This window comes from Streptomyces sp. NPDC030814 (assembly GCF_055572155.1).
This window is the reverse complement of record NZ_JBVIDX010000007.1, coordinates 71,751-96,854: the sequence shown is the minus strand read 5'-3', so window position 1 is coordinate 96,854 and position 25,104 is coordinate 71,751. Positions and strand designations below refer to the sequence as shown.

Annotated in this window: 20 protein-coding genes; 13 read left to right on the top strand and 7 right to left on the bottom strand. The window is 72.9% G+C overall.

Translation table 11 applies throughout. The features are described from left to right. The first annotated feature begins 13 nt into the window (after positions 1–13). The 6 genes from ACZ43N_RS17120 (at position 14) to ACZ43N_RS17095 (ending at position 5,675) form a co-directional block, all read left to right on the top strand. A complete protein-coding gene (locus tag ACZ43N_RS17120) occupies positions 14–1,066 on the top strand; it encodes an esterase-like activity of phytase family protein (RefSeq protein WP_468098288.1) in 1,053 nt (350 codons plus the stop codon). 122 nt (positions 1,067–1,188) lie between these two features. Further along, positions 1,189–1,731 carry an RNA polymerase sigma factor gene (locus ACZ43N_RS17115; RefSeq protein WP_468071661.1) on the top strand — a complete coding sequence of 181 codons (543 nt, stop codon included), beginning with the start codon at positions 1,189–1,191 and terminating at the stop codon, positions 1,729–1,731. Beyond that, on the top strand, positions 1,728–2,591 hold the full coding sequence (locus ACZ43N_RS17110) for a cupin domain-containing protein (protein WP_468098286.1): 864 nt from the start codon (positions 1,728–1,730) through the stop codon (positions 2,589–2,591). Before ACZ43N_RS17115 ends, ACZ43N_RS17110 begins: the two co-directional genes overlap by 4 nt. Then, positions 2,588–3,454 (top strand): ABC transporter ATP-binding protein, encoded by an 867-nt coding sequence (locus ACZ43N_RS17105; protein WP_468098285.1) that lies wholly within the window; start codon positions 2,588–2,590, stop codon positions 3,452–3,454. Before ACZ43N_RS17110 ends, ACZ43N_RS17105 begins: the two co-directional genes overlap by 4 nt. Then, a complete protein-coding gene (locus ACZ43N_RS17100) occupies positions 3,451–4,977 on the top strand; it encodes an ABC transporter permease (protein WP_468098283.1) in 1,527 nt (508 codons plus the stop codon). The genes ACZ43N_RS17105 and ACZ43N_RS17100 overlap by 4 nt, the downstream gene beginning before the upstream one ends. Then, entirely contained in the window at positions 4,974–5,675 is a 702-nt protein-coding gene (locus tag ACZ43N_RS17095; RefSeq protein WP_468098281.1) for an ABC transporter, read from the top strand. Before ACZ43N_RS17100 ends, ACZ43N_RS17095 begins: the two co-directional genes overlap by 4 nt. 35 nt (positions 5,676–5,710) lie before the next feature. Here the strand turns inward: ACZ43N_RS17095 and ACZ43N_RS17090 are convergent, their stop codons facing one another. Further along, the gene (locus ACZ43N_RS17090; protein WP_468098279.1) at positions 5,711–6,022 is read right to left on the bottom strand and encodes a response regulator transcription factor; all 312 of its coding nucleotides are present in this window, start codon (positions 6,020–6,022) and stop codon (positions 5,711–5,713) included. On the opposite strand from ACZ43N_RS17090, the gene ACZ43N_RS17085 reads away from it, so the two are divergent. The 5 genes from ACZ43N_RS17085 to ACZ43N_RS17065 all read left to right on the top strand — a co-directional run bounded on the left by ACZ43N_RS17085 (position 6,006) and on the right by ACZ43N_RS17065 (position 13,312). Continuing rightward, the gene (locus ACZ43N_RS17085; RefSeq protein ID WP_468098278.1) at positions 6,006–6,335 is read left to right on the top strand and encodes a hypothetical protein; all 330 of its coding nucleotides are present in this window, start codon (positions 6,006–6,008) and stop codon (positions 6,333–6,335) included. The two genes, ACZ43N_RS17090 and ACZ43N_RS17085, sit on opposite strands and share 17 nt — an antisense overlap. Before the next feature lie 245 nt (positions 6,336–6,580). Next, positions 6,581–6,967, top strand: coding sequence for a VOC family protein (locus ACZ43N_RS17080; protein ID WP_468098276.1), 387 nt, complete (start codon positions 6,581–6,583; stop codon positions 6,965–6,967). A 530-nt stretch (positions 6,968–7,497) separates the two neighbouring features. Beyond that, on the top strand, positions 7,498–11,235 hold the full coding sequence (locus ACZ43N_RS17075) for an ABC transporter ATP-binding protein (RefSeq protein ID WP_468098616.1): 3,738 nt from the start codon (positions 7,498–7,500) through the stop codon (positions 11,233–11,235). A 131-nt stretch (positions 11,236–11,366) separates the two neighbouring features. After that, the gene (locus ACZ43N_RS17070) at positions 11,367–11,741 is read left to right on the top strand and encodes a hypothetical protein (protein ID WP_468098615.1); all 375 of its coding nucleotides are present in this window, start codon (positions 11,367–11,369) and stop codon (positions 11,739–11,741) included. A 140-nt stretch (positions 11,742–11,881) separates the two neighbouring features. Further along, the gene (locus tag ACZ43N_RS17065; RefSeq protein WP_468098275.1) at positions 11,882–13,312 is read left to right on the top strand and encodes a S28 family serine protease; all 1,431 of its coding nucleotides are present in this window, start codon (positions 11,882–11,884) and stop codon (positions 13,310–13,312) included. 84 nt (positions 13,313–13,396) lie between these two features. On the opposite strand, the gene ACZ43N_RS17060 is transcribed toward ACZ43N_RS17065, so the two are convergent. The 3 genes from ACZ43N_RS17060 to ACZ43N_RS17050 form a co-directional block, all read right to left on the bottom strand. After that, positions 13,397–15,781 carry a protein kinase domain-containing protein gene (locus ACZ43N_RS17060; RefSeq protein WP_468098273.1) on the bottom strand — a complete coding sequence of 795 codons (2,385 nt, stop codon included), beginning with the start codon at positions 15,779–15,781 and terminating at the stop codon, positions 13,397–13,399. 121 nt (positions 15,782–15,902) lie between these two features. Next, positions 15,903–16,580: a hypothetical protein gene (locus ACZ43N_RS17055; RefSeq protein ID WP_468098614.1), complete on the bottom strand. Its 678-nt coding sequence runs from the start codon at positions 16,578–16,580 to the stop codon at positions 15,903–15,905. Positions 16,581–16,742: 162 nt separating this feature from the next. Further along, positions 16,743–18,542 carry a glycoside hydrolase family 3 protein gene (locus tag ACZ43N_RS17050; protein WP_468098272.1) on the bottom strand — a complete coding sequence of 600 codons (1,800 nt, stop codon included), beginning with the start codon at positions 18,540–18,542 and terminating at the stop codon, positions 16,743–16,745. A gap of 655 nt (positions 18,543–19,197) precedes the next feature. Here ACZ43N_RS17050 and aroA point away from each other — a divergent pair. Together aroA and ACZ43N_RS17040 are read left to right on the top strand one after the other, a co-directional pair. Beyond that, positions 19,198–20,475 (top strand): 3-phosphoshikimate 1-carboxyvinyltransferase, encoded by a 1,278-nt coding sequence (aroA, locus tag ACZ43N_RS17045; protein ID WP_468098270.1) that lies wholly within the window; start codon positions 19,198–19,200, stop codon positions 20,473–20,475. A 57-nt stretch (positions 20,476–20,532) separates the two neighbouring features. Further along, positions 20,533–21,273 (top strand): Type 1 glutamine amidotransferase-like domain-containing protein, encoded by a 741-nt coding sequence (locus ACZ43N_RS17040; protein WP_468098268.1) that lies wholly within the window; start codon positions 20,533–20,535, stop codon positions 21,271–21,273. Between the two features lie 114 nt (positions 21,274–21,387). On the opposite strand, the gene ACZ43N_RS17035 is transcribed toward ACZ43N_RS17040, so the two are convergent. The 3 genes from ACZ43N_RS17035 to ACZ43N_RS17025 form a co-directional block, all read right to left on the bottom strand. Beyond that, positions 21,388–22,335, bottom strand: coding sequence for an MHYT domain-containing protein (locus tag ACZ43N_RS17035; RefSeq protein WP_468098266.1), 948 nt, complete (start codon positions 22,333–22,335; stop codon positions 21,388–21,390). Between the two features lie 311 nt (positions 22,336–22,646). Next, on the bottom strand, positions 22,647–23,453 hold the full coding sequence (locus ACZ43N_RS17030; RefSeq protein ID WP_468098265.1) for a sugar phosphate isomerase/epimerase family protein: 807 nt from the start codon (positions 23,451–23,453) through the stop codon (positions 22,647–22,649). A gap of 121 nt (positions 23,454–23,574) precedes the next feature. Continuing rightward, positions 23,575–25,101: an FAD-dependent oxidoreductase gene (locus tag ACZ43N_RS17025; RefSeq protein WP_468098263.1), complete on the bottom strand. Its 1,527-nt coding sequence runs from the start codon at positions 25,099–25,101 to the stop codon at positions 23,575–23,577. Between the last annotated feature and the right edge of the window lie 3 nt (positions 25,102–25,104).

Here is a 25,104-nt window from a genome sequence, read left to right as displayed (position 1 = left end):
TACGGTGACCGCCATGCGCCCGAGAACCCTTCTGACGACCCGTCTGCGGACCGTACTGGCCACCGCCACCGCCACTCTCGCCGCCGCCACCTGCCTCACCGCCGCCGGACCGGCGAACGCCGGCCCCCGCACGGCGTGTTCACCCGCCGTGTCCATCGCCGGGTACTCCGACGCCCTCGACAAGACGACGTACGAGGGCACGTTCGTCGGCAACGTCTCCGCCCTGGCCGTGGATGCCGACGGCTCGCTCCTCGCCCTCTCCGACCGCTCCTCCCTCCTCGCCCTGGACGCCCGCACCCTGCGGCCGGAAGGCGTCGTGCCGCTGGCCACCGACACCGGTGCCGTGCTCGACTCCGAGGGCCTGGCCGTCGACCGGGACGGCACCCGGCTGGTCGCCTCGGAGACCGAGCCGTCCGTGCGCCGGTACGACCCCGCGGGCCGCCCGCTGGGCAGCCTGCCCGTGCCAGAGGCGCTGAAGGTCGGCCCGGCCGGGAGGGCCACCGCCAACCAGACCTTCGAGGGCCTCACCCTCCTGCCCGGCGGCCGCGTCCTGCTCGCCACCATGGAGGAGGCGCTCGCCGGCGACACCGCCGACGTCGTCCGCTTCCAGACCTGGCGGCGGCACGGCGACGGCCGGGACTTCCGGCTCGGCGCCCAGTACGGCTACCGCGCTGACACCGGGCTCGGGGTCGTGGAGGCCGCCGGGCTGCCCGGCGGGCGACTCCTCGTACTGGAACGAGGCTTCACCGCGGGCGTCGGCAACACCGTCCGCCTCCACCTCGCCGACATCCGCCGGGCCACCGACACCAGCGGCGTCGACGTCCTCACCGGCCGGGACGACGGGGTGCGGCTCGTCCGCAAGACCCTCCTCGCCGACCTGGTGAACTGCCCGAGCCTCGGCGCCACCGCCAAGCAGCCGCAGCCCAACCCGCTGCTCGACAACATCGAGGGCATGACGGTCACCGGGCGGCGCCACGGCCGCCTGGACGTGCTGCTCGTCAGCGACGACAACCAGAACGCCGCCCAGACGACCCGCTTCTACGCGCTGCGGGTCCGCCTGCCCTGAACCGCCGGTCCGTTCCCGGTCGAGGGGCCCCGCCGACGTGTACGGCGGGGCCCCTCGCCCGTCGGGGCGGCCGCCGCGTGAACCGTCGGGGGGCCCTCGTCCGATGAGGAGGTGTGAGCGACATGAAGCGGGGGAGTCCGGGCGACGCCGCACTGATGCGGGCCGTCGCGGACGGCGACCGTCGCGCCTTCGAGGAGCTGTACCGCCACTACGCGCCGTGGCTCAGGCTGCGGCTGCGCGGACGGTGCGCCGATCCGGTGCTGGTCGACGACGTGGTGCAGGAGACGTTCCTCGACGTGTGGCGGGGAGCGGCCCGCTACCACCGCGAGGGCGACGTGGCGGGCTGGCTGTGGCGGATCGGGTCGCGCCGACTGGTGGACGCGCTGCGCGGCGACGGCGCCCGCGGCCGGCTGCGGCAGGCGCTGGCCCGGCTGCGCCACCGCGACGAGGCGTCCGCCGAGGAACAGGTGCTGGCCCGGGTGCGCCACGGCGACCTGGCGGGCTCGCTCGCCGCGCTCTCACCGGAACTGCGGGCGGTGCTCCAGGCCACGGTCATCGACGGTCTGACGACCCGTGAGGCGGCCGTCCTGCTGGGCATTCCGCCCGGCACGGTCAAGACCCGGGCCATGCGCGCCCGGAAGCAACTGCGGGAGGGCCTGGCATGAGCTGGCACACCGATGACGAGGACCTGCGGGAGTACGCCGCCGGAGCACTGGCGCCGCCCCGGCTGTGGTCCGTCGAGACCCACCTCGCCGCCTGCGCCGGCTGCCGGACGGCGCTCGGGTCCCACGTCGCGCCCGCCGAGACCGACGAGGGCTGGGCCCGCCTGGACGCCGAACTCGACGCCCCACGGCCCGGCCCCCTCGAGTCCCTGCTGATCCGGTTCGGGGTCGCCGAGCACACCGCGCGGCTGCTCGCGGCGACCCCGCTGCTGCGCGCCTCCTGGCTCGGCGCCGTGGTGCTCACCCTGCTGCTCGCCGTCTGCGTGGCGGTCGCCGCGTCACCGCTGATGCTGCTGGCCACGGCCCCGCTGCTGCCGCTGGCGGGGGTGGCCGTCTCGTTCGGCCCGGGCCTCGACCCGACGTACGAGTCGGCCGTGGTCGCGCCGATGCACACGTTCCGGCTGCTGATGGTGCGGACGGTGGCCGTGCTGGCGACGACGACGGCGCTGAGCGCGCTGGCGAGCCTGGCGCTGCCGTCGCTGGGTTTCGCGGCGCTCGGCTGGCTGCTGCCGGCCCTCGCGCTGACCTCGACCGGCGTCGCGCTGACGGCCCGGTTGGGGCCCGTCCTCGCGCCCGCGTTGGTCGGCGGCGCCTGGACAGCCCTGGTGGCGCTGAGCCGCCTGCTGGCCTCCGGCACGCCGCTGCCCTTCACCGCCGAGGGCCAGGGCGGGGCGGCGGCGGTCGCCGTGGTGGCGACGGTGCTGCTGGTGGCGGCACGCGACCGCTTCGACAGCGCGGCCCTGCCCGGCCCCTCCTTCCAGTCCTCGCGAACCCTTCCAACCGCAGCCAGGAGGCTGTCATGACACGACCCACGGTCTCGGCCGCCGGCCTGGCCCTGAGCTATCGAGGCACCAGGGCGGTGGACGATGTGACGCTGCGCCTCACCGAAGGCGTCACCGGACTGCTCGGGCCGAACGGCGCGGGCAAGACGACGCTGCTGCGGATCCTCGCGACGGCGACCGCGCCGGACAACGGGGCGTTCACCGTGCTCGGCCACGACCCGAGCACCGTCACCGGCCGGCAGGACGCCCGCAGGGCGCTGGGCTATCTGCCGCAGAACCCCGGATTCCACCCCGACTTCACCGCCTTCGAGTTCGTCGACTACGTGGCGATCCTCAAGGAGCTGACGGACCGGCGGACCCGGCACGCCGAGGTCCGCCGGGTCCTCGACGCGGTCGGGCTCGCCGAGGTGCGCGGAAGGAAGATCCGGAAACTCTCCGGAGGCATGAAGCAGCGCGTGGCGCTGGCCGCGGCCCTGGTCGGCGACCCGGGTTTCCTGGTCCTGGACGAGCCCACGGTGGGACTGGACCCGGAGCAGCGGATGCGGTTCCGGGAACTGATCGCGGAGGCCGGCGAGGGCCGCACGGTGCTGCTGTCCACCCATCAGACCGAGGACGTGGCGATGCTGTGCCACCGGGTGGTGGTCATGGACAAGGGACGGGTGCGGTTCGACGGCACCCCGGCCGAGCTGACGGCGGTGGCCGACGGCCGGGTGTGGCGCAGCACGGAGCGGCAGCCGGGCGCCCGGGCCGGCTGGCGCACCGGCACCGGCGAGTTCCGCAACGTCGGGGACCCGCCGGAGGGGGCCCGGCTGGTGGAGCCGACGCTGGAGGACGGCTATCTGCTGGCGCTCGGCGGCGACACGGTGGCGGAGGTGGCGGCGTGACGGCCCTGACCCGGCCCCCGGTCACCGCACTCGCGCCGCCGCCGGCCGGGGACGGCCGGCGGGCGGTGCTCGCGCTGGCCCGCGTGGAGGCGCGGCGCCTGCTGCTGCACCCTCTGGTGCTGGTCGCGCTGGCGGGATACCTGGCGCTGCTGCTGTGGCCGGGCGGCGAGCCCGAGGACGCCTACCCGGTCCTCCAGGACGTCGACCGCGAGACCCAGCTGGGACAGCTGGTCCTGGGCCTCGCGGTGATGATCGCCGCGAACCTCGGGGTACTGCGCTCGCACCGGCGGGGCACCGACGGCACCTTCGCGGTGCTGGTGGTGCAGCCGTGGCGGCGCACCTGCGCGCATGTCCTGTCGGTGCTGCCGACCGTGCTGGTCGGGTCCCTGATCGTGGCCGGGCAGTTCACCGCCGAGGCACTGAAACCCGGGGCGGTGGGCCACGGCTCGGTGTTCGAACTGGTGACCGGACCGCTGTTGGTCCTGCTGCCCGCCGTTGCGGGCGTCCTGCTGGGCCGGGTGATCCGGTCGTCGTTCGTGGCGCCGCTCGCCGCGGTCACCGTCATCGCCGCCGCCTTCGTCTTCGTGGCCGACTCCAGCAGCCCGGCCTGGCTGCGCGGCATGGCGCCCGTCCTCTTCGACGAGGGCGCCCGGCCGCTGCCGTCCGGCCTGCTCGGGCGACCCGCGGGCTGGCACGCGCTGTACCTGCTCGCGCTCGCGGTGCTGGCGGCGGCGGGCGCGGTCTTGGTGAGCGGCGGCCGGACGAGGGCCGTACGGGCCACCGCGCTCACGGCGCTCGGTGCGGTCGTGGTCACTGTCGTGCTCCAGGGCACGGCACCGTCGGACGCGGTGCGCGAGGCACGCGTCGTGGCAACCCGTGACCCGGCCGAGGTGCAGGACTGCGAGCGGCACGGGCCGACGACGTACTGCGCCTTCCCCGAGTTCACGCCCTGGATCGACGAGTGGGCCCCGGTCACGGACCGGGTGCGGTCGCTGGCGGGGGGCCCCGCCACCGAACAGGCCCTGACGGTACGGCAGAAGGTCAACGCCCTCGACGGGCCGTCGGGTGTTCAGGAGCCCTTGCCCGCCGCACCCGGCGAGGTGACGGCGAGCACGGCCTGGGGCGGGGAACGGGAGCTGGAGTTCGCGGCGAGCGTCGCCCGGGGGCTGGTCGTCGGGCACGAGCGGTACGAGGGGGCGTACTGCGACGCGCGGGGCCTGCTCATGGTGTGGCTGGCGATCCGCGCGACCCGCGACGGCGAGGCCCTGTTCGACAAGACCGGGGACGCCTTCAACAGCCCCGGGGTGATCCAGGCTCCGGTCACCGCGATCGCCCTGCGCGACCGCGAACTCACCGTGGTCGAGCGGTTGCTCGCCCGGCCGCAGGGGGAGGTGGGACGCGCCGTGCGGGGGCACTGGGCTGAGCTGTCGGCCGCCGGTACGACCACCGATCGCGCGGCCGCCCTGCTGGGTGTGAAGGCCCCGGCCGAGACGGCCGTCGACCGGGAATGGATGTGCGCATGAGACGGCGGGCGGCGGTGGCGGCGGCCCTGACGCGGCCCACGGTGCGGTCACTGCCCTGGCGGCTGCTCGCCGCCGGCTGGGCGGTGGGGCTGCTCGTCGCCGCAGTACCGGTCCTGTTCTCGCTGCACCTCCCGCCGGCGGTGCTGGCCAACGTGGTGCGGGCGGCGGCCCTGTGCGGGGCGGTGGGCATGGCGTTCGCCCTGGACGATCCGGCCCGGCACACCACCGGGGTCACCCCCGTGCCGCGCCCGCTGCGGCAGACGCTGCGGGTGGCCGTGGTGTGGTTCGTGGGCGCGCTCTGGTGGGCGGCGGTCCTGGGCGTCGTAGGGGCGGGCGCCGACTCCGAGGCGTGGGCCGCGCTGCCCACCGGGGCCCTCACGGTCGAGGCCGGGGCGCTGTCCGGGCTGGCGCTCGCGATGGCCGGGGCGGCGGTGCGGTTCAGCGAGGTCCGGCTGCCCGGACCGGCCGTGGCCGCCGCGGTCCCGGCGCTCCCGGTCGCGGCGGCGGTGTTCCTCCCCTACGAGCACGCGCTGTTCGTGCCCCCCGGCGACCCCCGGTGGGCGGACGCCCACACGCTCTGGGCCGGGGTCCTGACCGGAACGCTCGCCGTATGGGCGGCGTGCGGCCCGGAACCACGCCGCCGGTTGGGCGGAGTGCCGAAGCGTGGTGGCGTGCCGAGGCGGGGCGGCGGTCGCTGACCCGGCGGGGCCGGCCGGTGCGGGAGCCGGTGGCCTCAGGAAGGGCGGTCGCACTCGCAGGCGCTCGACGCGGGGTCGTCCAGCAAGCCGCTCTTCGCGGTCAGACAGGCCAGCTGGGCGCGGCTGTTGCTGCCCAGCAGGTCACCGACCTTCTTCAGATGGCTGGCGACGGTCCGGGTGCTGATGCCGAGGCGGCTCGCGATTGCCGCGTCGGTGTAGCCGTCGACCATGAGCCGCAGCACATGCAGCCGGGTCTCGTCGGTGAGCAGTGCGGGGCGCTGCTGGTCGTGCTCGTGGACGACCGGCTTCGCCCGCTCCCACCCGTGGATCGTGGTGGGCTGCCTCACGGTCGTCCTGGGCGAGATCCTCTTCGTTCCGTCCTTCGACATCTGGGTCGCCCGCAAGGTCCCCGCGGACCGGCTCGCCAAGGCCATGGGCGCGATGCACTTCTTCCGCAGCGCCGGCAACATGGTCGGCTCCCTGCCGGCGGGCGCACTGTTCGACCTGGCGACGTCGTGGGACGTGCCGGGCGGGAACTGGTACGTGGCCGCGGTGATCGCGGCGGCGTGCGCCGGCATCTGCCTCTTCAGCCGGGACGAGAGCTCCGCCGAGGAGCCTGCGATCACCACGGAGGAGGAGCGGGCGGAGACCGCGGCGTAATACCGCCGAGGCGGTTGTCGCCCGCCTCTTCGTCGACGCGCCACCCCCCCCAACTGGTCCCGCAAGAGCCGGAGTTGGGGGAGCAGGTGCGTGAGAGGTCATCTCACTCGGGTGCGGCTCTGCCAGGCAGAGCGGACGGGATGCGGGGTGTGAGCCTTCCAGCCGCCGCCAGGGGCCGACGAACGTGATGCTCCATCAAGCCCGGTGCCGGGCTGCGACGTTCGGCACTCGTAGACTGCGCGGTCATGACACAACGATGGCCCTTCATCCACCACGTCACCTTCATCGCCTCGGACCTCGAGGCGAGCACCCGCTTCTACACCGCCGCGCTGAAGCCTCTCGGTGTCGTCGGGGAAGCGGCTGACGGCGGAGCAGAGTTCTGGGAAGAGGAGCTGGACACCCCTTCCTTCGGTCTGTACCCCGCGGGCGACGCCACGGTGACCCGGGGCGCACACATCGCGTTCACCGCACGCGACCGAGCCTCGGTCGACAGCTTCCATGAGGCCGCCCTGGCCGCTGGTGGCACGTCCCGGTACGAACCCCGGCTCTGGCCCGAGTACGGCGCCTATTGCGCGTTCGTGGACGATCCGGACGGCAACAACGTCGAAGCCGTCTACAAGGAGCAGGCGTAGGTCAGTCGCGCGTGGCCCTCACTCCTTCACACTCCGTGAGGAGGGTGCAGCGCAGAGCCGGCATGGCCAAGGGCTGTCCCGCCATCCCCGGCGGGCGCACGACGCCGGGTACGGCACCTCGCCGCATTGCTGGAACGCCCGCATGCATCCGGTGCGCGGACGCCCCTCCGCCTTGCGACGCACCGCGTGGCGATGCCGTGCGCTGATCCACCGCGGATCACGGGACAGCCCTTGGTTGCCCAGAATCCCGGAGCCGACCGCCCCGGCCACGACGTGCCCCCTGCCTGACGGAAAGCGGCTGCGTGCGGTGCGCGCGGCACGGGCGCCGGCCGGGCGCCGGTGGAGAAAGTCCGAACCATGCGCGTGCCCCGGGCCTCCGGGGCCGCCCGTGCCCTGGTCGCGTATCGGGCCGGCGCACGGCATCCGAGGGGCGCCGGGATGAAATCCGCACTCCACGGCGTTGGTCCCTTCCGGACGTACCCGCACGACGAGGAGGGCACCGCGTGGCCGCGCGACAGGGGGAGGACGCCATGGGAGATCCGGCGACGAAACCGGAGGCCGGGCAGACCCCCGGATGGGCCCGTCGGCTCGCCGCATACGCCTGGCGGTACCCCAAGGACGTCGTCCTCGCCCTGGGCTCGTCCCTCGCCGGCATGGGCCTGATGGCGCTCGTCCCCCTGATCACCAAGGTGATCATCGACGATGTCATCGGCGACAAGACCCGCGCCATGATGCCCTGGGCCGGCGCCCTCATCGGCTCCGCCCTCCTGGTCTACGTCTTCACCTACATCCGCCGCTACTACGGTGGCCGCCTCGCCCTCGACGTCCAGCACGACCTCCGCACGGAGATGTTCGGGACGATCACCCGGCTCGACGGGCGCCGTCAGGACGAGCTGTCCACGGGGCAGGTCGTCGGCCGCGCCACCAGCGACCTCCAGCTCATCCAGGGTCTGCTCTTCATGCTGCCGATGACCATCGGCAACCTCCTGCTGTTCGTGATCTCCCTCGTCGTCATGGCGTGGCTGTCCATCCCGCTCACCCTGGTCGCGCTGGCCGTCGCTCCCGCCCTGTGGTGGATCGCCGTCCGCAGCCGCGCCCGGCTCCACCCGGCCACCTGGTACGCCCAGGCCCAGGCCGCCGCCGTCGCGGGCGTCGTCGACGGCGCCGTCAGCGGCGTACGCGTGGTGAAGGGCTTCGGGCAGGAGGCGCAGGAGACCGGGAAACTGCGCGACGTGGGCCGGCGGCTGTTCGCCGGGCGGCTGCGTACCATCCGGTTCAACTCCAGATACACCCCCGCCCTGCAGGCCGTCCCCGCCCTCGGCCAGGTCGCGATGCTGGCACTCGGCGGCTGGCTCGCGGTGCGCGGGCACATCACGCTCGGCACGTTCGTCGCCTTCTCGACGTACCTGGCCCAGCTGGTCGGCCCCGTCCGCATGCTCGCCATGGTCCTCACCGTCGGCCAGCAGGCGCGGGCCGGCACCGAGCGGGTGCTGGAGCTGATCGACACCGAGCCGACACTGACCGACGGGACGAGGACGCTGCCCGCCGACGCGCCCGCGACGGTCGAGTTCGACGACGTGTCGTTCGGCTACGAGGACGGCCGCCCCGTGCTGAACGGGCTGAGCTTCGAGATCCGGCCCGGCGAGACCCTCGCCGTCGTCGGCTCCTCCGGCTCCGGCAAGTCGACCGTCTCGCTGCTGCTGCCGCGCTTCTACGACGTGAGCGGGGGCGCCGTCCTCATCGGCGGCCATGACGTCCGCGAACTGACTTTCGACTCGCTGCGCGCCGCGATCGGCCTGGTTCCCGAGGACTCCTTCCTCTTCTCCGACACCGTCCGCAACAACATCGCCTACGGCCGCCCCGACGCCACGGACGAGCAGATCGAGGCCGCCGCCCGCGCCGCCCAGGCGGACCGCTTCATCGCCGAGCTGCCCGGCGGCTACGCCACCAAGGTCGGCGAACACGGCCTGACCCTCTCCGGCGGCCAGCGCCAGCGCATCGCCCTGGCCCGCGCCATCCTCAGCGACCCCCGCCTGCTGGTCCTAGACGACGCGACCTCCGCCGTGGACGCCCGAGTCGAGCACGAGATCCACGAGGCCCTGAAGCACGTCATGGAGGGCCGTACGACCCTGCTCATCGCCCACCGCCGCTCCACCCTCGGTCTCGCCGACCGCATCGCCGTCCTCGACCAGGGCCGCCTCGCCGACATCGGCACCCACGAGGAGCTGGAGCGACGCTCCGCCCTGTACCGCAGGCTGCTCACCGACCCCGACGAGCTGGGCGGCGTCTCACCCGGCCATCTCCGGCAGGCGCCCGCCGCCGAGGACGCCGTGCGCGACTCGATAAGGGACGAGCTGGACGCCGAGTTCGACGCCGAGCGCGGCATCACGCCCCGGCTGTGGACCGGCGACCGGGAGCCCCGGGACGCCGCCTTCGCCGGCACCCCCGCGACCCCCGAGCTCCTCGCCCAGGTGGAGGCGCTGCCCCCGGCGAACGACACCCCCGACATCGACGAGGCCCGCGCGGTCGCTCCCGAGGACTCGTACGGGCTCAGGCGGCTGCTGCGGGGCTTCGGACTGCCCCTGCTGCTGAGCCTGGCCCTGGTCGCGGTCGACGCCGGCATGGGTCTGCTGCTGCCCGTCCTGATCCGGCACGGCATCGACGAGGGCGTCTCGCAGGCCGTCCTCGGCGGGGTCTGGGCCGCGTCCCTGCTGGCCCTGCTCTCGGTTCTCGTCCAGTGGGCGGCCCAGGTCGGCGAGACCCGGATGACCGGCCGTACCGGCGAACGCGTCCTGTACTCGCTCCGGCTGAAGATCTTCGCCCAGCTCCAGCGGCTCGGGCTCGACTACTACGAGCGGGAGCTGACGGGCCGGATCATGACCCGGATGACGACGGACGTGGACGCCCTGTCGACGTTCCTCCAGACCGGCCTGGTCACCGCGTTCGTCTCCGTCGTCACCTTCTTCGGCATCATGGTCGCCCTGATCGTGATCGACGTGCAGCTCGCCCTGGTCGTCTTCGCCACGCTCCCGCCGCTGGTCTTCTGCACGTTCTTCTTCCGCCGGGCGAGCGTGAAGGCGTACGAACTCGCCCGCGAGCGGATCTCCGTCGTCAACGCCGACCTCCAGGAGTCGGTGGCCGGACTGCGGATCGTGCAGGCGTTCCGGCGCGAGCGCGACGGCGGCGAGCGGTTCGCGGCCGGCAGCGACAGCTACCGCAAGGCCCGTGTGCACGGGCAGTGGCTGATCTCCGTCTACTTCCCGTTCGTGCAGTTCCTGTCGTCCGCCGCGGCCGCGGCGGTGCTCATCGTGGGCGCCCGCCGGGTCGACGCGGGCACCCTGACGACCGGCGCCCTGGTGGCGTACCTGCTCTACATCGACCTGTTCTTCGCCCCGGTCCAGCAGCTCTCCCAGGTCTTCGACGGCTACCAGCAGGCCACCGTCTCCCTGGGCCGCATCCAGGAGCTGCTCCAGGAGCCCACGTCGACGAGGTCCGCCGACGAGCCCGTGGAGGTGCGGTCGCTGCGCGGCGACATCGCCTTCGAGGGCGTGGACTTCAAGTACGGCGATGAAGAGGAGGCGCTCAGCGGCATCGACCTGAGGATCCCGGCCGGGCAGACCGTCGCCTTCGTCGGCGAGACCGGCGCCGGGAAGTCCACCCTCGTCAAGCTGGTCGCCCGCTTCTACGACCCCACCGGCGGCCGGGTCACCGTCGACGGCACCGATCTGCGGAACCTCGACATCGCGTCGTACCGGCACCGGCTGGGCGTCGTCCCGCAGGAGGCGTACCTCTTCCAGGGCACCGTCAGGGACGCCATCGCCTACGGCCGCCCCGACGCCACCGACGCCGAGGTGGAGGCCGCCGCGCGGGCCGTCGGCGCCCACGACATGATCGCCACCCTCGACGGCGGCTACCTCCACGAGGTCGCCGAACGCGGCCGGAACCTCTCCGCGGGCCAGCGCCAGCTGATCGCCCTGGCGCGGGCCGAGCTGGTGAACCCGGACGTCCTGCTGCTCGACGAGGCGACGGCGGCGCTCGACCTGGCCACCGAGGCCCAGGTCAACCAGGCCACCGACCGGCTCGCCGGCCGCCGCACCACGCTCGTCGTGGCCCACCGCCTCACCACCGCCGCCCGCGCCGACCGCGTCGTCGTCATGGACCACGGCCGGGTCGCCGAGGACGGCACCCACGAGGAACTCCTCGCCCGCGACGGACAGTACGCGCGGCTCTGGCGGACCTTCGTGGGCGAGCCGGCGATGAAGGCATAAGCGACCTCCCGGGCGTTTCCCTCCCGTCGTGCAACCGTTCGGCCCCTGTCGTGCGTCCGAATACCAGTACGCTTCTGCGGTGGGAGGGACAGACGGTGAGCAGGGGTGCGAAGGGTGCGATACGCCGGCCGATGGCGCTCGGGCTGGCCGTACTGACCCTGGCCGGGCTGCTGGCCCTGGCCGGGCCCGCGGGCAGCGCGACGGCGGCCTCGTCCTGCGCCGGGCGCAAGGTGCGGACCCTCACCTTCGACGCCGGAACCGTGCACGTCTACCGCAAGGGCACCCGGTACGTGTGCGCCGTGCTCCTGCCCCGTAAGCAGGCCCTGGGCAAGGGTGGCGGGAAGGCCCGCAAGGGCTCCATCCGCATCCGCGCGTGGGCCGGGCAGTGGGTGCGCAACAAGCAGAACCCGGCGGGCCCCGTCACGGTGCACGCGGGCCGGCGCCCCGTGTGCGTCCACGCACGGGTCGGCTCCGAGGCCTACACCTCGGGCTGGATCCTGCGCTGACCACCCGCGCGCACACAGGGTTTTCCCTATCTCCGCCATCTGCGCCTGAAAGCAGTCCAGTTGGCCCCTTTCTTCCCTGGTGCCCCGGCGGTCGCTCCGATAGCTTCCGGCGCACAGCCGTTCCATAGGGGAGAGAACGCATGCGCAAAGCGCTCAGGTGGGTGCTGTCGCTCGTGGTGCTCATAGGCACACTGAGCACGGCGGGCGCGGCCACCGCCGCACAGCCGGACACCACCGACATCAAGGACCGACTGCTCGCGATACCGGGTGTGAGCCTCATCGAGGAGAAGCCCTACCCGGGCTACCGCTTCTTCGTCCTCAACTTCACGCAGCCGGTCGACCACCGCCACCCGGCCAAGGGCACCTTCCAGCAGCGGATCACCGTCCTGCACAAGGACACCAGCCGCCCGACGGTCTTCTACACCGGCGGCTACAACGTCTCCACCACCCCGAGCCGCCGCGAGCCCACGCAGATCGTGGACGGCAACCAGGTCTCCATGGAGTACCGCTTCTTCACGCCGTCCCGCCCGGCCCCGGCCGACTGGACCAAGCTGGACATCTGGCAGGCCGCCAGCGACCAGCACCGCATCTTCAAGGCGTTCAAGAAGATCTACGACAAGAAGTGGATCTCCACCGGCGGCTCCAAGGGCGGGATGACCGCCACGTACTACGAGCGCTTCTACCCGAAGGACATGGACGGCGTCGTCGCCTACGTGGCCCCCAACGACGTGGTGAACAAGGAGGACTCGGCGTACGACCGGTTCTTCGCCAGGGTCGGCACCAAGGAGTGCCGCGACCGGCTGAACGCGGTGCAGCGCGAGGCGCTGGTGCGCCGTGAGCCGCTGGAGAAGAGGTACGCGGAGTTCGCCGCCGCCGAGGGCCTCACCTTCAACACCATCGGCAGCCTCGACAAGGCGTACGAGGCCGTCGTCCTCGACTACGTGTGGGGCTTCTGGCAGTACAGCCTGCTCGCCGACTGCGACAGCGACACCATCCCGAAGAACGCCAAGACCGCCACGGACGAGGAGATCTGGAAGTCGATCGACTCGATCTCCGGCTTCTCCGCCTACGCCGACCAGGGCCTGGAGCAGTACACGCCGTACTACTACCAGGCGGGCACGCAGCTCGGCGCGCCGACCATCAAGTTCCCGCACATCGAGAAGAAGTACATCCGCTACGGCTACCAGCCGCCGCGGAACTTCGTCCCGCGGGACATCAAGATGAAGTTCCAGCCGTACGCCATGCGGGACGTCGACACCTGGGTCCGCAACAACGCCAAGCAGATGCTCTTCGTCTACGGCGAGAACGACCCGTGGGGCGCCGAGCCGTTCCACCTCGGCAAGAAGGCCCGTGACTCGTACGTCTTCACGGCCCCCGGCGCCAACCACGGCGCCCGTGTCGCCGGCCTCGTCGAGGCGGAGAAGGACCTCGCCACGGCCCGCATCCTGAAGTGGGCGGGCGTCGCCCCCGCCGCGGTCCAGCAGGACCCGGCCAAGGCGAAGCCGCTCGCGAAGTTCGACTCCAAGCTCGACAAGCGTGACGTGGAGCGGGAGATGACGCTGCGTCCGTAAGCATTCCGATGCAGCGGACTTGAGCCCCGGTGCCGCCCGACGGCGGTACCGGGGCTCGGCGCTTCCCGGACGCGGCCCGATCGCTCAGGTGGCTTCGGTGTCCAGGGCGACCCAGCCGACCTTCGTCGAGGGGGCGTAGAGGATGCCGCCGGCGACCAGCGGCTCGGTGTTCAGGCCGACGTCGAAGCCGCTTTCGTCATCGATGAACGGCACGCTGTGCTGGTACAGCAGCTTGCCGGTGCGCGCGTCGAAGGCGGCGGCGCCCCGACCGTTGACGACGTAGACACGGTCGCCGGCCTGGATCGGCGGCGCGTCGGTCTGGCCCTTGCTGGGGATCGGCACGCGCCACAACTCCTTGCGACGGGCCGCGTCGACGGAGACCAGTTCACCGCCGGTGGCGGTGGCCGCCACGTACATCACCCGGCCCGGTGTCACCGACAGCTCGGGCCCGGCCTGCCCGGCGCCCAAGGTCGCGCCGGCTTCGGTACGGAGCACCTTGGCACCCTTGGCGAGTTCCATGCGCAGGACACCCTGGCCCATCGGAGCCGAGGTCTTGTCCATGGCGGCGCAGTACAACTGCGGCTTGCGGTCCTCCTCCAGCAGCGCCTCGGTGCCCGGCGAGCAGACCGCGGGCAGCTTGAAGGAGTCGAGGCGCCTGCCGCTGTCCTTGTCGAGGACGGTGACGTAGTCGTCGCCGACCCCGATGTCCGCGACGGTGGAGAACACGTAGTACCGGTCGCCCAGCACCCGCTGCCCGACCGCGCTGCCCTTGCTGGGGAAGTGGGAGCCCTCGACCCAGCTCTTCTTGCCCGTACGCGCCTCGACGGAGTACACCGTGCCGTCCTCGGTGAGCGAGTACACCCGTTCGCCGTCGCTCATGAGGTGTTCGGCGAGCACCGCCGTGGCGTAGCGCCACTTCACCGAGCCGTCGGCGAGCGCGAGCCCCACGAGACGGTCACCCACGTTGACGACCACGACGTCACCGACGACGACAGGGGTGTTGTGGCCGTACCCCGAGACCTCGCTGGTCCGCCACAGTTCTTTGCCGGTCGCCGCGTCGATGCGGACGGTCCGGTCGCCGACGCACACCAGGGACGAGTCGGCGTACACGCAGGCGCTGTCCTGGAGGTTGTACTGCCACTGCCGCCAGCCGTCCGGGCGGCGCTCGGGGCTGTCGTGGTACGCGTAGGAGAAGTTGCCGGAGCCGGACTGGGCTGCGATGTACTCGGCGGAGCCCTCCGGCTGGGTCACCGTGCGCGCGCGAGTTGTGGGCCCAGCCGCCCTGGACCCCTGCCCGCCGGCCTGGAACCCGTACACGAGCCCTCCCGCGATCGTGCTCACCGCCACGACCGCCGCCGCCACGGACAGCACCCGGCGACGGCGCCCGCGCCGGGGCGGGGGAGTGGGGAGGCGGCCCATGTCCGTTGTCACGGATCCCATGTCCGTGGCGCCGGAGGCGGTGTCGGCGTCCGCCCCGGAGTCGGACGCGGTGTGCCCCCGCGCGCCCGCGTCCGTGACCGTGTCCGCGGCACTGTCGGTGTCGGTGTCGGTGTCAGTGTCGGTGTCGGTCGCCGAGTCCGCGTCCGGGGTCGGGCTCGCGGCCGGCGGGGTCGCGATCCCCTCCAAAGTGCCCGGGTAGGCGTCGGCCAGCAGGGAGAGCAGCTCCGCCGCGTCGGGGCGGTCGTCCGGCTCCTTGGCCAGGCAGCGCTCCACCGTCGGCCGCAGCCAGCCGGGCAGGAGGTCCAGCTTCGGCGGCTCGTGCACGAGTTGGTACACCATCGTGTACACGTCCGTCGCGTCGAACGGCACCCGGCCGCTCGCCGCGTACGTCAGCATCGAGCCCAGCGAGAAGATGTCGCTGCGCGGCCCGACGTCCTTCTGGGCGCGTATCTGCTCCGGCGACATGAACGGCGGAGTGCCGATCGTGACGCCGGTCCCGGTGAGTCCGGGGGCCGTGAGCACGGCGTCGTCGGCCGCGCGCACGATGCCGAAGTCGATGACCCGGGGGCCGTCGTCGGCCAGCAGTACATTGCCGGGCTTGAGGTCGCGGTGCACGATTCCGACGCGGTGGATGTCCCGCAACGCCTCCGCGAGCCCGGTCGCGAGACGGTACAGCTCCTCGTCGGTGAGGGCGGGCCCCTTGGTGACCCGCTCGTCCAGCGGCTGTCCCGGCACGAAGAGGGTCGCCATCCAGGGCGGGTCGGCGTCCGGGTCGGCGTCCACGACCGGCGCGGTGAACGCCCCGCTGACCTGCCGGGCGGCGGTCACCTCACGCCGGAAACGGCCGCGGAAGTCGGGTTGGTGGGCGAGGTTGCCGCGGATCACCTTCACGGCGACCTGGCGGCCCGAGGGCGACGTGCCGAGGTAGACGTGGCCCATGCCGCCGGAGCCGAGGTGGGAGTCGATGCGGTAGCCGGGGATCTCCGGCAGCTCCTCCTTGCCCGGAGCGCCCTGGGCATCCTGGGCCATCGTTCCCCCACCGTCGTCGTACGGACCGTAAACCGTAAACGGATGATATCGATCCGGCATGCGGCCGTTCGGAGGGGTGTTCGATCGGGCTTCCGTGAACGCCCCGCGTGGCGCCCGGTGTTCAGACGGTTCCGGCGCATCCCACCGGCTTGCCGCCGCCCAACTGCACATACAGGTCGGTCGAGACGGGGCACTGGCCCTTCTTCTCGACGGCGGCCGTGACACGGTACTCCGGGGCGTGCCTCCCGTCGCCGTCGCAGGCGGTCTCGCGGACCTCGCCGCGCCCGGCGCCGTAGACGCAGTCGCCGACGATGGTGCGGGGTCCTCCGCCGCCGCCGGGGTCGCCCGGGTGCGGCGGCTGGAGCTTGCGCATACAGGCGTAGCCGCGCGGCACCGAGCCGTCGCCGTCCTCGTCCGTGCCGGCAGGGTGCCACGACGCGCTGATGTGGAGGACGAAGTCGGTGGTCGCCGGGCACTGCGGGCCCTGCGAGACCGTCCCGTCGTGCCGCGCGACGACCCGGGCGGCGGCACGCTCGCTGGCGCAGGGCACCTCGGTGAAGCTGGTCGTCCCGAAGGAACTGCACTCGTCGATACCGAGGAACACGGTGCCGTAGCCGGTCGGCAGGGTGGGCGAGGTGGTCGTCGTCCGATCGGCGGGCTCCTCACCCGAACCGCCCGGCCAGACCTGACAGCCGGACAGCAACGCTCCCGCCAGCGCGACGGCCGCGGCGAGTGCACCCGTTCGACCCGTCGCCGGCCACCCGGGACGCGCCCCTCGAACGCGACGCACCCCTCGCATGATCACCCCCCGACGCATGCGTCCAGCGTGACCCGGCGGCGCGGAGCCGTGCCAGGCAAACCGGGCGCTTTGCGTATGTTGCGGGTGGTGTGCGAGGAGCGCGGCGTAGTGTCCGTACGTCAGGGCCCGTATACCGGGACCCCGCTTGTCAGGCCCCGGGAGTCAGGACCCGTACCTCAGCCCGTGTCCGATGGGGTACAGCACCCGGGCCGGGTCGTCGGCCCGCTGCACCGGCACCGGCAGCCGGCCGCGCGGCGCGACCCGCCCGGCCAGCACCCGCGCGGCGGCCCGCACCTCGACGTCCGTCCACGAGTAGGCGGCCAGGTACCCCTTCACCCGGGGCAGTTGAGCCACGTCGTACGGGTTGCGGAGCGCCACCGCGACCACCGGTACGCCGGTGTCGAGGAGCCGCTCCACGAGGGTCTTCTGGGTGCTGCCCGCCGTCACGTTGTACGTCCCCACGACCACCGCGTCCTTGCCGCGCGCCGCCGCGACCGCCTGGTCGATGAGGGCCTGCGTGGGCGCCGTACCGGTGGGCAGACGGCTCGTGGTGAAGCCGAGGGAGGCCAGTTCGGCGGCGAGGACGGCCGTCGGCGGGCCCGTGGTCCCCGACGGGGACGCCGGGTCGGCGCCGACCACCAGCACCTTCTTGTGCGTACGCCGGGACAGCGGCAGCAGCGGGCCCTCGTTGACCAGTAGGGTCGTGGTCCGCTCGGCGATCCGGTCGGCGGCGTCGAGATGCCGCCGGACGCCCACCACCCGGTCGACGCCCGCGTCACTGACGTACGGCTTCTCGAGGAGCCCCAGCTTCGCCTTGAGCCGCAGGATCCGCAGGACCGACCGGTCGAGGCGGGCCTCGGACAGCTCCCCGGCGCGCACGGCGTTCAGTACCGCGTTCCACGCGACGTCCAGCGAGGGCGGGTTGAGGAGCTGGTCGGCGCCGGCCTTCAGTGCCAGCACCGGCACCTGGTCGTCGCCGTACTTCTCCCGTACGCCCTGCATGCCGAGGGAGTCGGTGACCACGACCCCGTCGTAGCCGAGCCGCTCGCGCAGGATGCCGGTGAGGATGGGGCGGGAGAGGGTGGCGGGGTCGCCGGAGGGATCGAGGGCGGGGACCATGATGTGCGCGGTCATGACCGAGTCGATGCCGGCCCGGATCGCGGCCCGGAACGGCGGCGCGTCGAGGGTCTCCCACTGCTGCCGGGTGTGCTCGATGACGGGGAAGCCGTAGTGGCTGTCGACGGCGGTGTCCCCGTGCCCCGGGAAGTGCTTGGCGGTCGCCGCGACCCCGGCCCCCTGATACCCCTTCACCTGCGCGGCGACGAGGCCGGCGACGGCCTTCGGGTCGGCGCCGAAGGAGCGGACGCCGATGACCGGGTTGGCCGGGTTGACGTTCACGTCGGCGACGGGCGCGTAGTCCTGGCGGATGCCGAGGGCGCGGAGTTCGGCCCCGCCGATCCGGCCGGCCTCGCGGGCGTCGGTCCGCGAACCTCCCGCGCCGAGGGCCATCGCACCCGGCAGCAGCGTCGCCGGCTTGCCGACCCGCGCCACGATGCCGTGCTCCTGGTCGGTGGAGATCAGCACGGGGAGCCCGCGCGGCAGACCGAGGGAGGCCCGCTGGATGCCGTTCGACAGTGCGGCGATCTGGTGCGGGTTCCGGGTGTTGTGCGCCCAGGAGAAGTAGATGATCCCGCCGACCCGGTACTTCGCCAGCAGCTCGGCGGCCGTCCGGACGCCGATCTCCTGGAGGTTGGCATCGATGTCGGCCTGGTCGGGCGCGGTCGCGGAATGTCCGTAGACCCGCATGACGAAGAGCTGACCGACCTTCTCCTTCAGCGTCATACGGGAGATGAGGCGGCGGAGTCTCTTGTCGTCGGGGGTGTCGGCCTGTGCGGCGGGGCCGACCGCCAGGGCCGCGGTGACGCCCGCCGAGGCGGCGAGGACGGTACGTCTGGAGGGCACGTGCGCTCCTTCCGGAGAAGATCCACTGAAGGAAACTTCCGAGGAGTCACGAATATCCGGGAAGTTTCTTCCGGTCAAGGGAGCGCACGGGAACATGGCGAGGGGCCCGGGTGAGGGGCCGTCACCGGCGCTGTCGGAGGGGGGCGCGCCGGTGACGGCGTGCTGCCGGCCGCAGGCGGTGGAGAGGGTTGGTCAGCGATCGCAGCCAGCGGCGAGGCCGACGGGCCGCGCTGCGGAGACTCACCCGGCAGCATGCGGGTTGGACGGGGTGGGGTGGGTTCGGGTTCCCGGGGAGGCCCGGGATTCCGGAAGTTGGTGGGGGTGGGGCGGGAGTGACGGGGCGCCCAGTAGATCGGGGGTGCAAGTGGTTCTGGCGGGTGCGGGTGGGTGGGGGTTCCTCGCGAAGTTCCCCGCGCCCCTGAAGGCTTGGGCCTGCGGCCCGGCCTTCATCGGGGGTCGCCGTTGCGATCGGGAGGCCGCCGTTGAAAAGCACGGGGCGCAGCCCCGGTCGCTTTTCAGGGGCGCGGGGAACTGCGCGAACAACCCCCACCCACCCGCACCCGCCAACGAACCGCGCACCCCCGAGCTACTGGGCGCCCGGTCCACCTGGCGGACGCCACCGCACGCAGCCGGGGCCGGGGGCGACCATGGCCCCATGCCCCTCGTGCACATCCCCGGTTCCAAGTCCATCACCGCCCGCGCCCTCTTCCTCGCGGCCGCCGCCGACGGAGTCACCACGCTCAGCCGCCCCCTCCGGTCCGACGACACGGAAGGCTTCGCCGAGGGGCTGACCCGGCTCGGCTACCGCGTGGGCCGTACCCCCGACTCCTGGCAGGTCGACGGCCGCCCGCAGGGCCCCGCCGTCACCACCGCCGACGTCTACTGCAGGGACGGCGCCACCACCGCCCGCTTCCTGCCGACCCTGGCCGCGGCCGGCCACGGCACCTACCGCTTCGACGCCTCCGCCCAGATGCGCCGCCGCCCCCTCGCCCCGCTCACCCAGGCCCTGCGGGACCTCGGTGTCGACCTGGTGCACGAGGAGGCCGAGGGCCACCACCCGCTGCGGATCAGGGCGAACGGCGTCACCGGCGGCGACGTCACCCTCGACGCCGGCCAGTCCTCGCAGTACCTCACCGCCCTGCTGCTCCTCGGCCCGCTCACCCGCGACGGCCTCCGCGTCAGGGTGACCGACCTGGTCTCGGAGCCGTACGTCGAGATCACCACGGCGATGATGCGGGCGTTCGGCGCGGACGTGCGCCGCGAGGACGACGGCACCGGCATCACCTACGCGGTCGCGCCCGGCGGCTACCGCGCGACCACCTACGCCGTCGAGCCGGACGCCTCCACCGCGAGCTACTTCTTCGCCGCGGCCGCGCTCACCGGCACCGAGGTCACCGTCCCCGGCCTCGGCGCCGGCGCGCTCCAGGGCGACCTGCGCTTCGTGGACGTCCTGCGCCGGATGGGCGCCCGGGCCGACGTACGGGACGACCGGACGACCGTGACCGGCACCGGCGAACTGCGTGGCCTCACCGTCGACATGCGGGACATCTCCGACACCATGCCGACCCTCGCCGCCATCGCCCCGTTCGCCTCCGGGCCGGTCCGGATCGAGAACGTCGCCAACACCCGGGTCAAGGAGTGCGACCGGCTGGACGCCTGCGCGGAGAACCTCCGGCGGCTGGGCGTGGAGGTCGCCACCGGGCCCGACTGGATCGAGATCCGCCCGGGGGCGCCCACGGCCGGCGCCGACATCAAGACGTACGGCGACCACCGCATCGTCATGTCCTTCGCCGTGACGGGACTGCGGGTGCCCGGCATCACCTTCGACGACCCCGGCTGCGTGCGGAAGACGTTCCCGGACTTCCACGCGGAGTTCGGGGCGGCGTTCGCGGAGCTTCGACGCGGAATGTCCGGCGGCCCGTCGGCCAACTGAACGCCCGTACAGCAGCGGAGGGCGGAAAGGCCTCCCTGCCTTGCTACTCTCCCGGCCATGACTGCCACCGAGCCCACCATCGTCGCCACCTCGGGCGGCCACCGCAGGGGGGACCGCATCTGGGTCGGTTTCAACTCCCTCGTGCACCACGCGGTGGAACTGTCGGGGGTGAATGGCCGTCGTCCGAAGGTCATGTACGTCGGGACGGCCATCGGCGACGCCGAGCACATGACGGCGCGCATGAGCGAGGCGGCGCGGGTGGCGGGCTTCGACCTCACCCCGCTCCAGCTCTTCCCGATGCCCAACATCGAGGACGTCGAGGGCGCGGTCCTCGAACAGGACGTCGTCTGGGTCATGGGCGGCTCGGTGGCCAATCTGCTGGCCGTCTGGCGCGTCCACGGCCTCGACACGGTCTTCCGGCGGGCCTGGGAGGCCGGGGTCGTCCTCAGCGGGGTGAGCGCGGGCTCCCTCTGCTGGTTCCGGGGCGGCACGACCGACTCCTTCGGCCCCCGACTGCGGCCCGTGACCGACGCGTTGGGGTACCTCCCCTACGGCAACGGCGTCCACTACGACAGCGACGCCGGCCGCCGCCCCCTCGTCCACGACCTCGTCGCGGACGGCACGCTGCCGGAGACGCACTGCACCGACGACGGGGTGGGCCTCGTGTACCACGGCACGAAGCTGACGGAGGTGGTCTCCGAGGTGCCCGGCAAGGGCGCGTACATCGTGCGGCGGCAGGGGGACGCGGTGGTGGAGGACCGGGTCGAGCCGCGGCTGTTGCCTGAGCCGGGCGCCTGAAGACCTCAGAGGTGCGCGCGGTTTCGGCGGGCGCGGGTGGGTGGTGGTTTCTCGGGCGGTTCCCCGCGCCCCTGAAGGGAACGGGCCCGCGGCCCGCCCTTCATGAAGGGGAGATCACCACTCCTGGACCCGTCGCCCCGCCGTTCCCCCCGACTCCCGCTCCCGTCGTACCGGGCGCTCGAAGAGGGAGTCGGTGTCGTGCTCCGGGTGGGGGAGCGGGCGGTCGGGGCGATCGGCCCGCCATACCGCAGGCACCCGCGGTCCCCCCGCCGCCGCGGCGCGCTCCCGGGCCGGCCGGCCCGCCGCCCTCCCCTTGTTCCACTCCCCGTCCCCGAGCACGAGCAGCGGGTCGAACATGACGACCACACCCGCCAGCACCAGGAAGATGACCGGCCCGATCAGCATCGGCAACAGTATCGACGTCGGCGACTCCCCCGTCAGCGGTCCACCCGTCCTGCCGTGCAGATGGACCCCGACCGCGGCCATCCCCGTGTAGTGCATGCCGGACACCGCGACCCCCATGACCAGGCTCGCGCCGACGCTGGGGAGGAACCCGCGGATGGACACGGCCGCCCAGAGCGCGGCGGTCGCGGCGACGATGGCGATGACCACCGACAGGGCGACGACCGCGGTGTCGTACTCGATGAAGCCGTTGAGCTGGATGGCGGCCATACCGAGGTAGTGCATGGCGGCGACGCCGAGTCCCGTGACGCCGCCGGCGGTGCACAGGGTGGCGGTGCTGACGCCCCGGTAGCCGACGGCGAAGACGCCGACACCGACGACGGCGATCGCCACGGCGAGGCTCAGGACCGTCAGGCCGACGTCGTAGTGGATCCGGCTCTCCTTCACCCGGAAGCCGATCATGGCGATGAAGTGCATGGTCCAGATGCCGCAGCCGATCGACGCCGCGCCGAGCGCCAGCCAACCGGGCTTCCAGGAGTGCTCGTTGTGCACGGACCTGACGACGCAGCGCAGTCCCAGCGCCGCGCCAAGGCACGCCATGATGTAGGCCGCCACCGGGGTGACCGCGCCGTAGCTGAATCCGTCGACCGTGCCTCGCATATGCCAAATCCCCCCGGTACATGGCCAGTTGAGCGGCTGGTTGCGGGAGGCAAGTCTGCGACAAGTCAGGCCGACGCGCTCCGTTTTTCACGAGTTACTGTCGGTATCTGCATGACGGGTGATCGGCTTTGTCTGGCTCGGTGTTGATTCGCGGTCAAAATCCTCGCCGAGCTCGATTCTTCAAGCTAGGGCCACTGTTTGACGCTCCGTGGCGACTCGTTCCGGGCGGTCGGTCTCACACGGTTCCCCCACCCAGGGCCGGGCCACGGGCGCGTCGCCGGACGCCGGCCGGCGACGCGCCCGTTCCGGGCTCAGGCCGCGTCGTTGAGCAGCCGCCCGAGGTGTTCCCTCCCCGCCGCCAGCAGCTCCGGCAGCGGCGCGGCGGTCTCGTACCACCGCTTCTCGTACTCCCAGCACAGCCAGCCGTCCCACTCCTTGCGGGAGAGGAGCTCCACGCACTCGCCGAGCGGGAGGGCGCCCGCGCCGAGTGCGAGCGGGGTGGTGTCGTCGGCCGAGGCGATGTCCTTGACCTGGACGTAGCCGAGGAAGGGCGAGAGGGCGGCGTACGACTCGGAGGGCTGCTCGCCGCCGAGCCAGGTGTGCATGACGTCCCAGAGCGCGCCGACGTTGCGGTGGCCGACGGGGCCGAGGATCCGGATGACGTCGGCGCCGGTGCGGTGCGAGTCATGGGTCTCCAGCAGGATGCGCACACCGCGCTCGGCCGCGTCCTCCGCCGCCGTACCGAGCCGCCGGGCCGCGACCGCGTCGGCCTCCTCCGCGCTCTGCCCGCCGTCGGTGTCGCCGCCGGGGAAGACGCGGACGAAGGGCGCGCCCAGGTCCCGCGCCAGGTCGAGCAGGTCCCGGATCTCGTCGAGCACGGGCCCGTCGTCCCCCGGCGCCGCGACCCGCGCGTACCCGGCGAGCCCCAGGATCTCCACACCGGCCGCTTTGAACGCGGCCGCCGCCTCGGTCCGTTCCGCGTCCCCGATCCCCGGATGCACCGGCTCCTCGGGGTGGGCCCGCAACTCGACACCGTGATATCCGTGCTCGACCGCGAGACGTACGACCTCGGGGACGGGAACACCGGGCACACCAAGAGTGGAAAACGCGATTTTCATGCCTTCGGACCCTACTCGCCACCGGGCCGCACGGCCCAGAACCCGACCGCTTGACCGCTCACCGCTGACCGCCGGTCCCTGGCCTCCGGCCACCGGTCGCCCGGCATACGGCCCGCTCCCATCAGATGTCCCGCCGTTCCAGCGGCTTCGTCGCCGGGCCCTGGAGGATGCGGCCTTCCGGGTCGTAGCGGGAGCCGTGGCAGGGGCACTCCCAGGCGCGTTCGGCCTGGTTGAAGGCGACGAGGCAGCCCATGTGGGTGCAGCGGGCGGAGACGGCGTGCAGGACGCCGTCGTCGTCGCGGTGCACCGCGCAGTGGTGGCCGCCGACCCGGACGACCGCCCCGTCGCCCGGCGCGATCGCGTCGAAGGAGGTGTCGGAGGACGGGGAGAGCCGGTCGCCGACGAAGTGCCGGGCGACCTGCGCCTGGTGCTTGAGGAAGCTCGGCGCCTCCCGCACCGCGCTGAGGAGGCGGCGCGGATCGTACAGATCGCTCCACGGCGCCTTCTGCCCGGTGATCTGGTCGGCGAGGAGCCGCCCCGCCATGATGCCGGTGCTCATTCCCCAGCCGCCGAACCCGGTCGCCACCCAGGTGTGCCGGCTGCCCGCGTGGAAGGGGCCGACGAGCGGTACGGAGTCGGTGGAGTCGTTGTCCTGGGTGGCCCAGCGGTGCGTGAAGTCGAGTGTGCCGAAGCGCTCGACGGCCCACTCGGCGAGCAGTTCGAACCGCTCCTCGACATTGCCGGTGCCCGGCGTGAAGTGCTCCCCGGTGACGATCAGCAGCCGCCGCCCGTCCCCGTAGGGGGCGGTGCGCACGGAACGCGTGCGCTGCTCCTGCGTGATGTACATGCCCTGCGGATCGGCGTCCGCCGGGATCGGCGCGCTCACCACCAGCTCCCGGCGCGGCGAGAGCCGGGTGAACAGCAGCGCCCGGTCGAACACCGGGTAGTGCGTGGCGACCACGACGTCCCCGGCGGTCACCGTGAACCCCGACTCCGTCGTCAGCCGGCACGGCGATCCCTCCTTGAGCCGTGTCACCCGGGTCCGCTCATGGACCACACCGCCCTGCCGCACGAAATCGTCGACGAGCGCGAGCAGGTACCTGCGCGGATGGAACTGTGCCTGCTCCGCCACCCGCACGGCCCCCGCCACCGGGAACGGCAGCCCCGTCTGCGTCACGAACGAGGCAGGCAGCCCGGCCTCCCGCGCCGCCTCCGCCTCGGCGCGCAGCTCGTCCACGCGGCCCTCGTCCTCGGCGAACGTGTACGCCTCCGTCTCCTCCCAGTCGCACGCGATCCCCAGCTCCTGCACCACCGCGGCGGCATGCCGGATCGCCTCCGTCTGCGACCGCGCGTAGAGGCCGGCTGCCTCCGCGCCCCGGTGACGCCGCAGCCGGTCGTAGACCAGCGTGTGCAGCGCGCTCACCTTCGCCGTGGTGTGCCCCGTCACGCCCGCGGCGACCCGGTCGGCCTCCAGCAACGCCACGCGGCGGCCCGTCCGGGCCAGCTCCCACGCCGTGCTGATGCCGGCGATGCCCGCCCCCACCACGGCGACGTCGACGACGAGGTCCCCGTCGAGCGCCGGGTGGGCGCTCGCCTCGGGCGTGGTCTCGATCCAGTACGACTTCTGCTTGTCCGCGTAGGTGTGCATGGC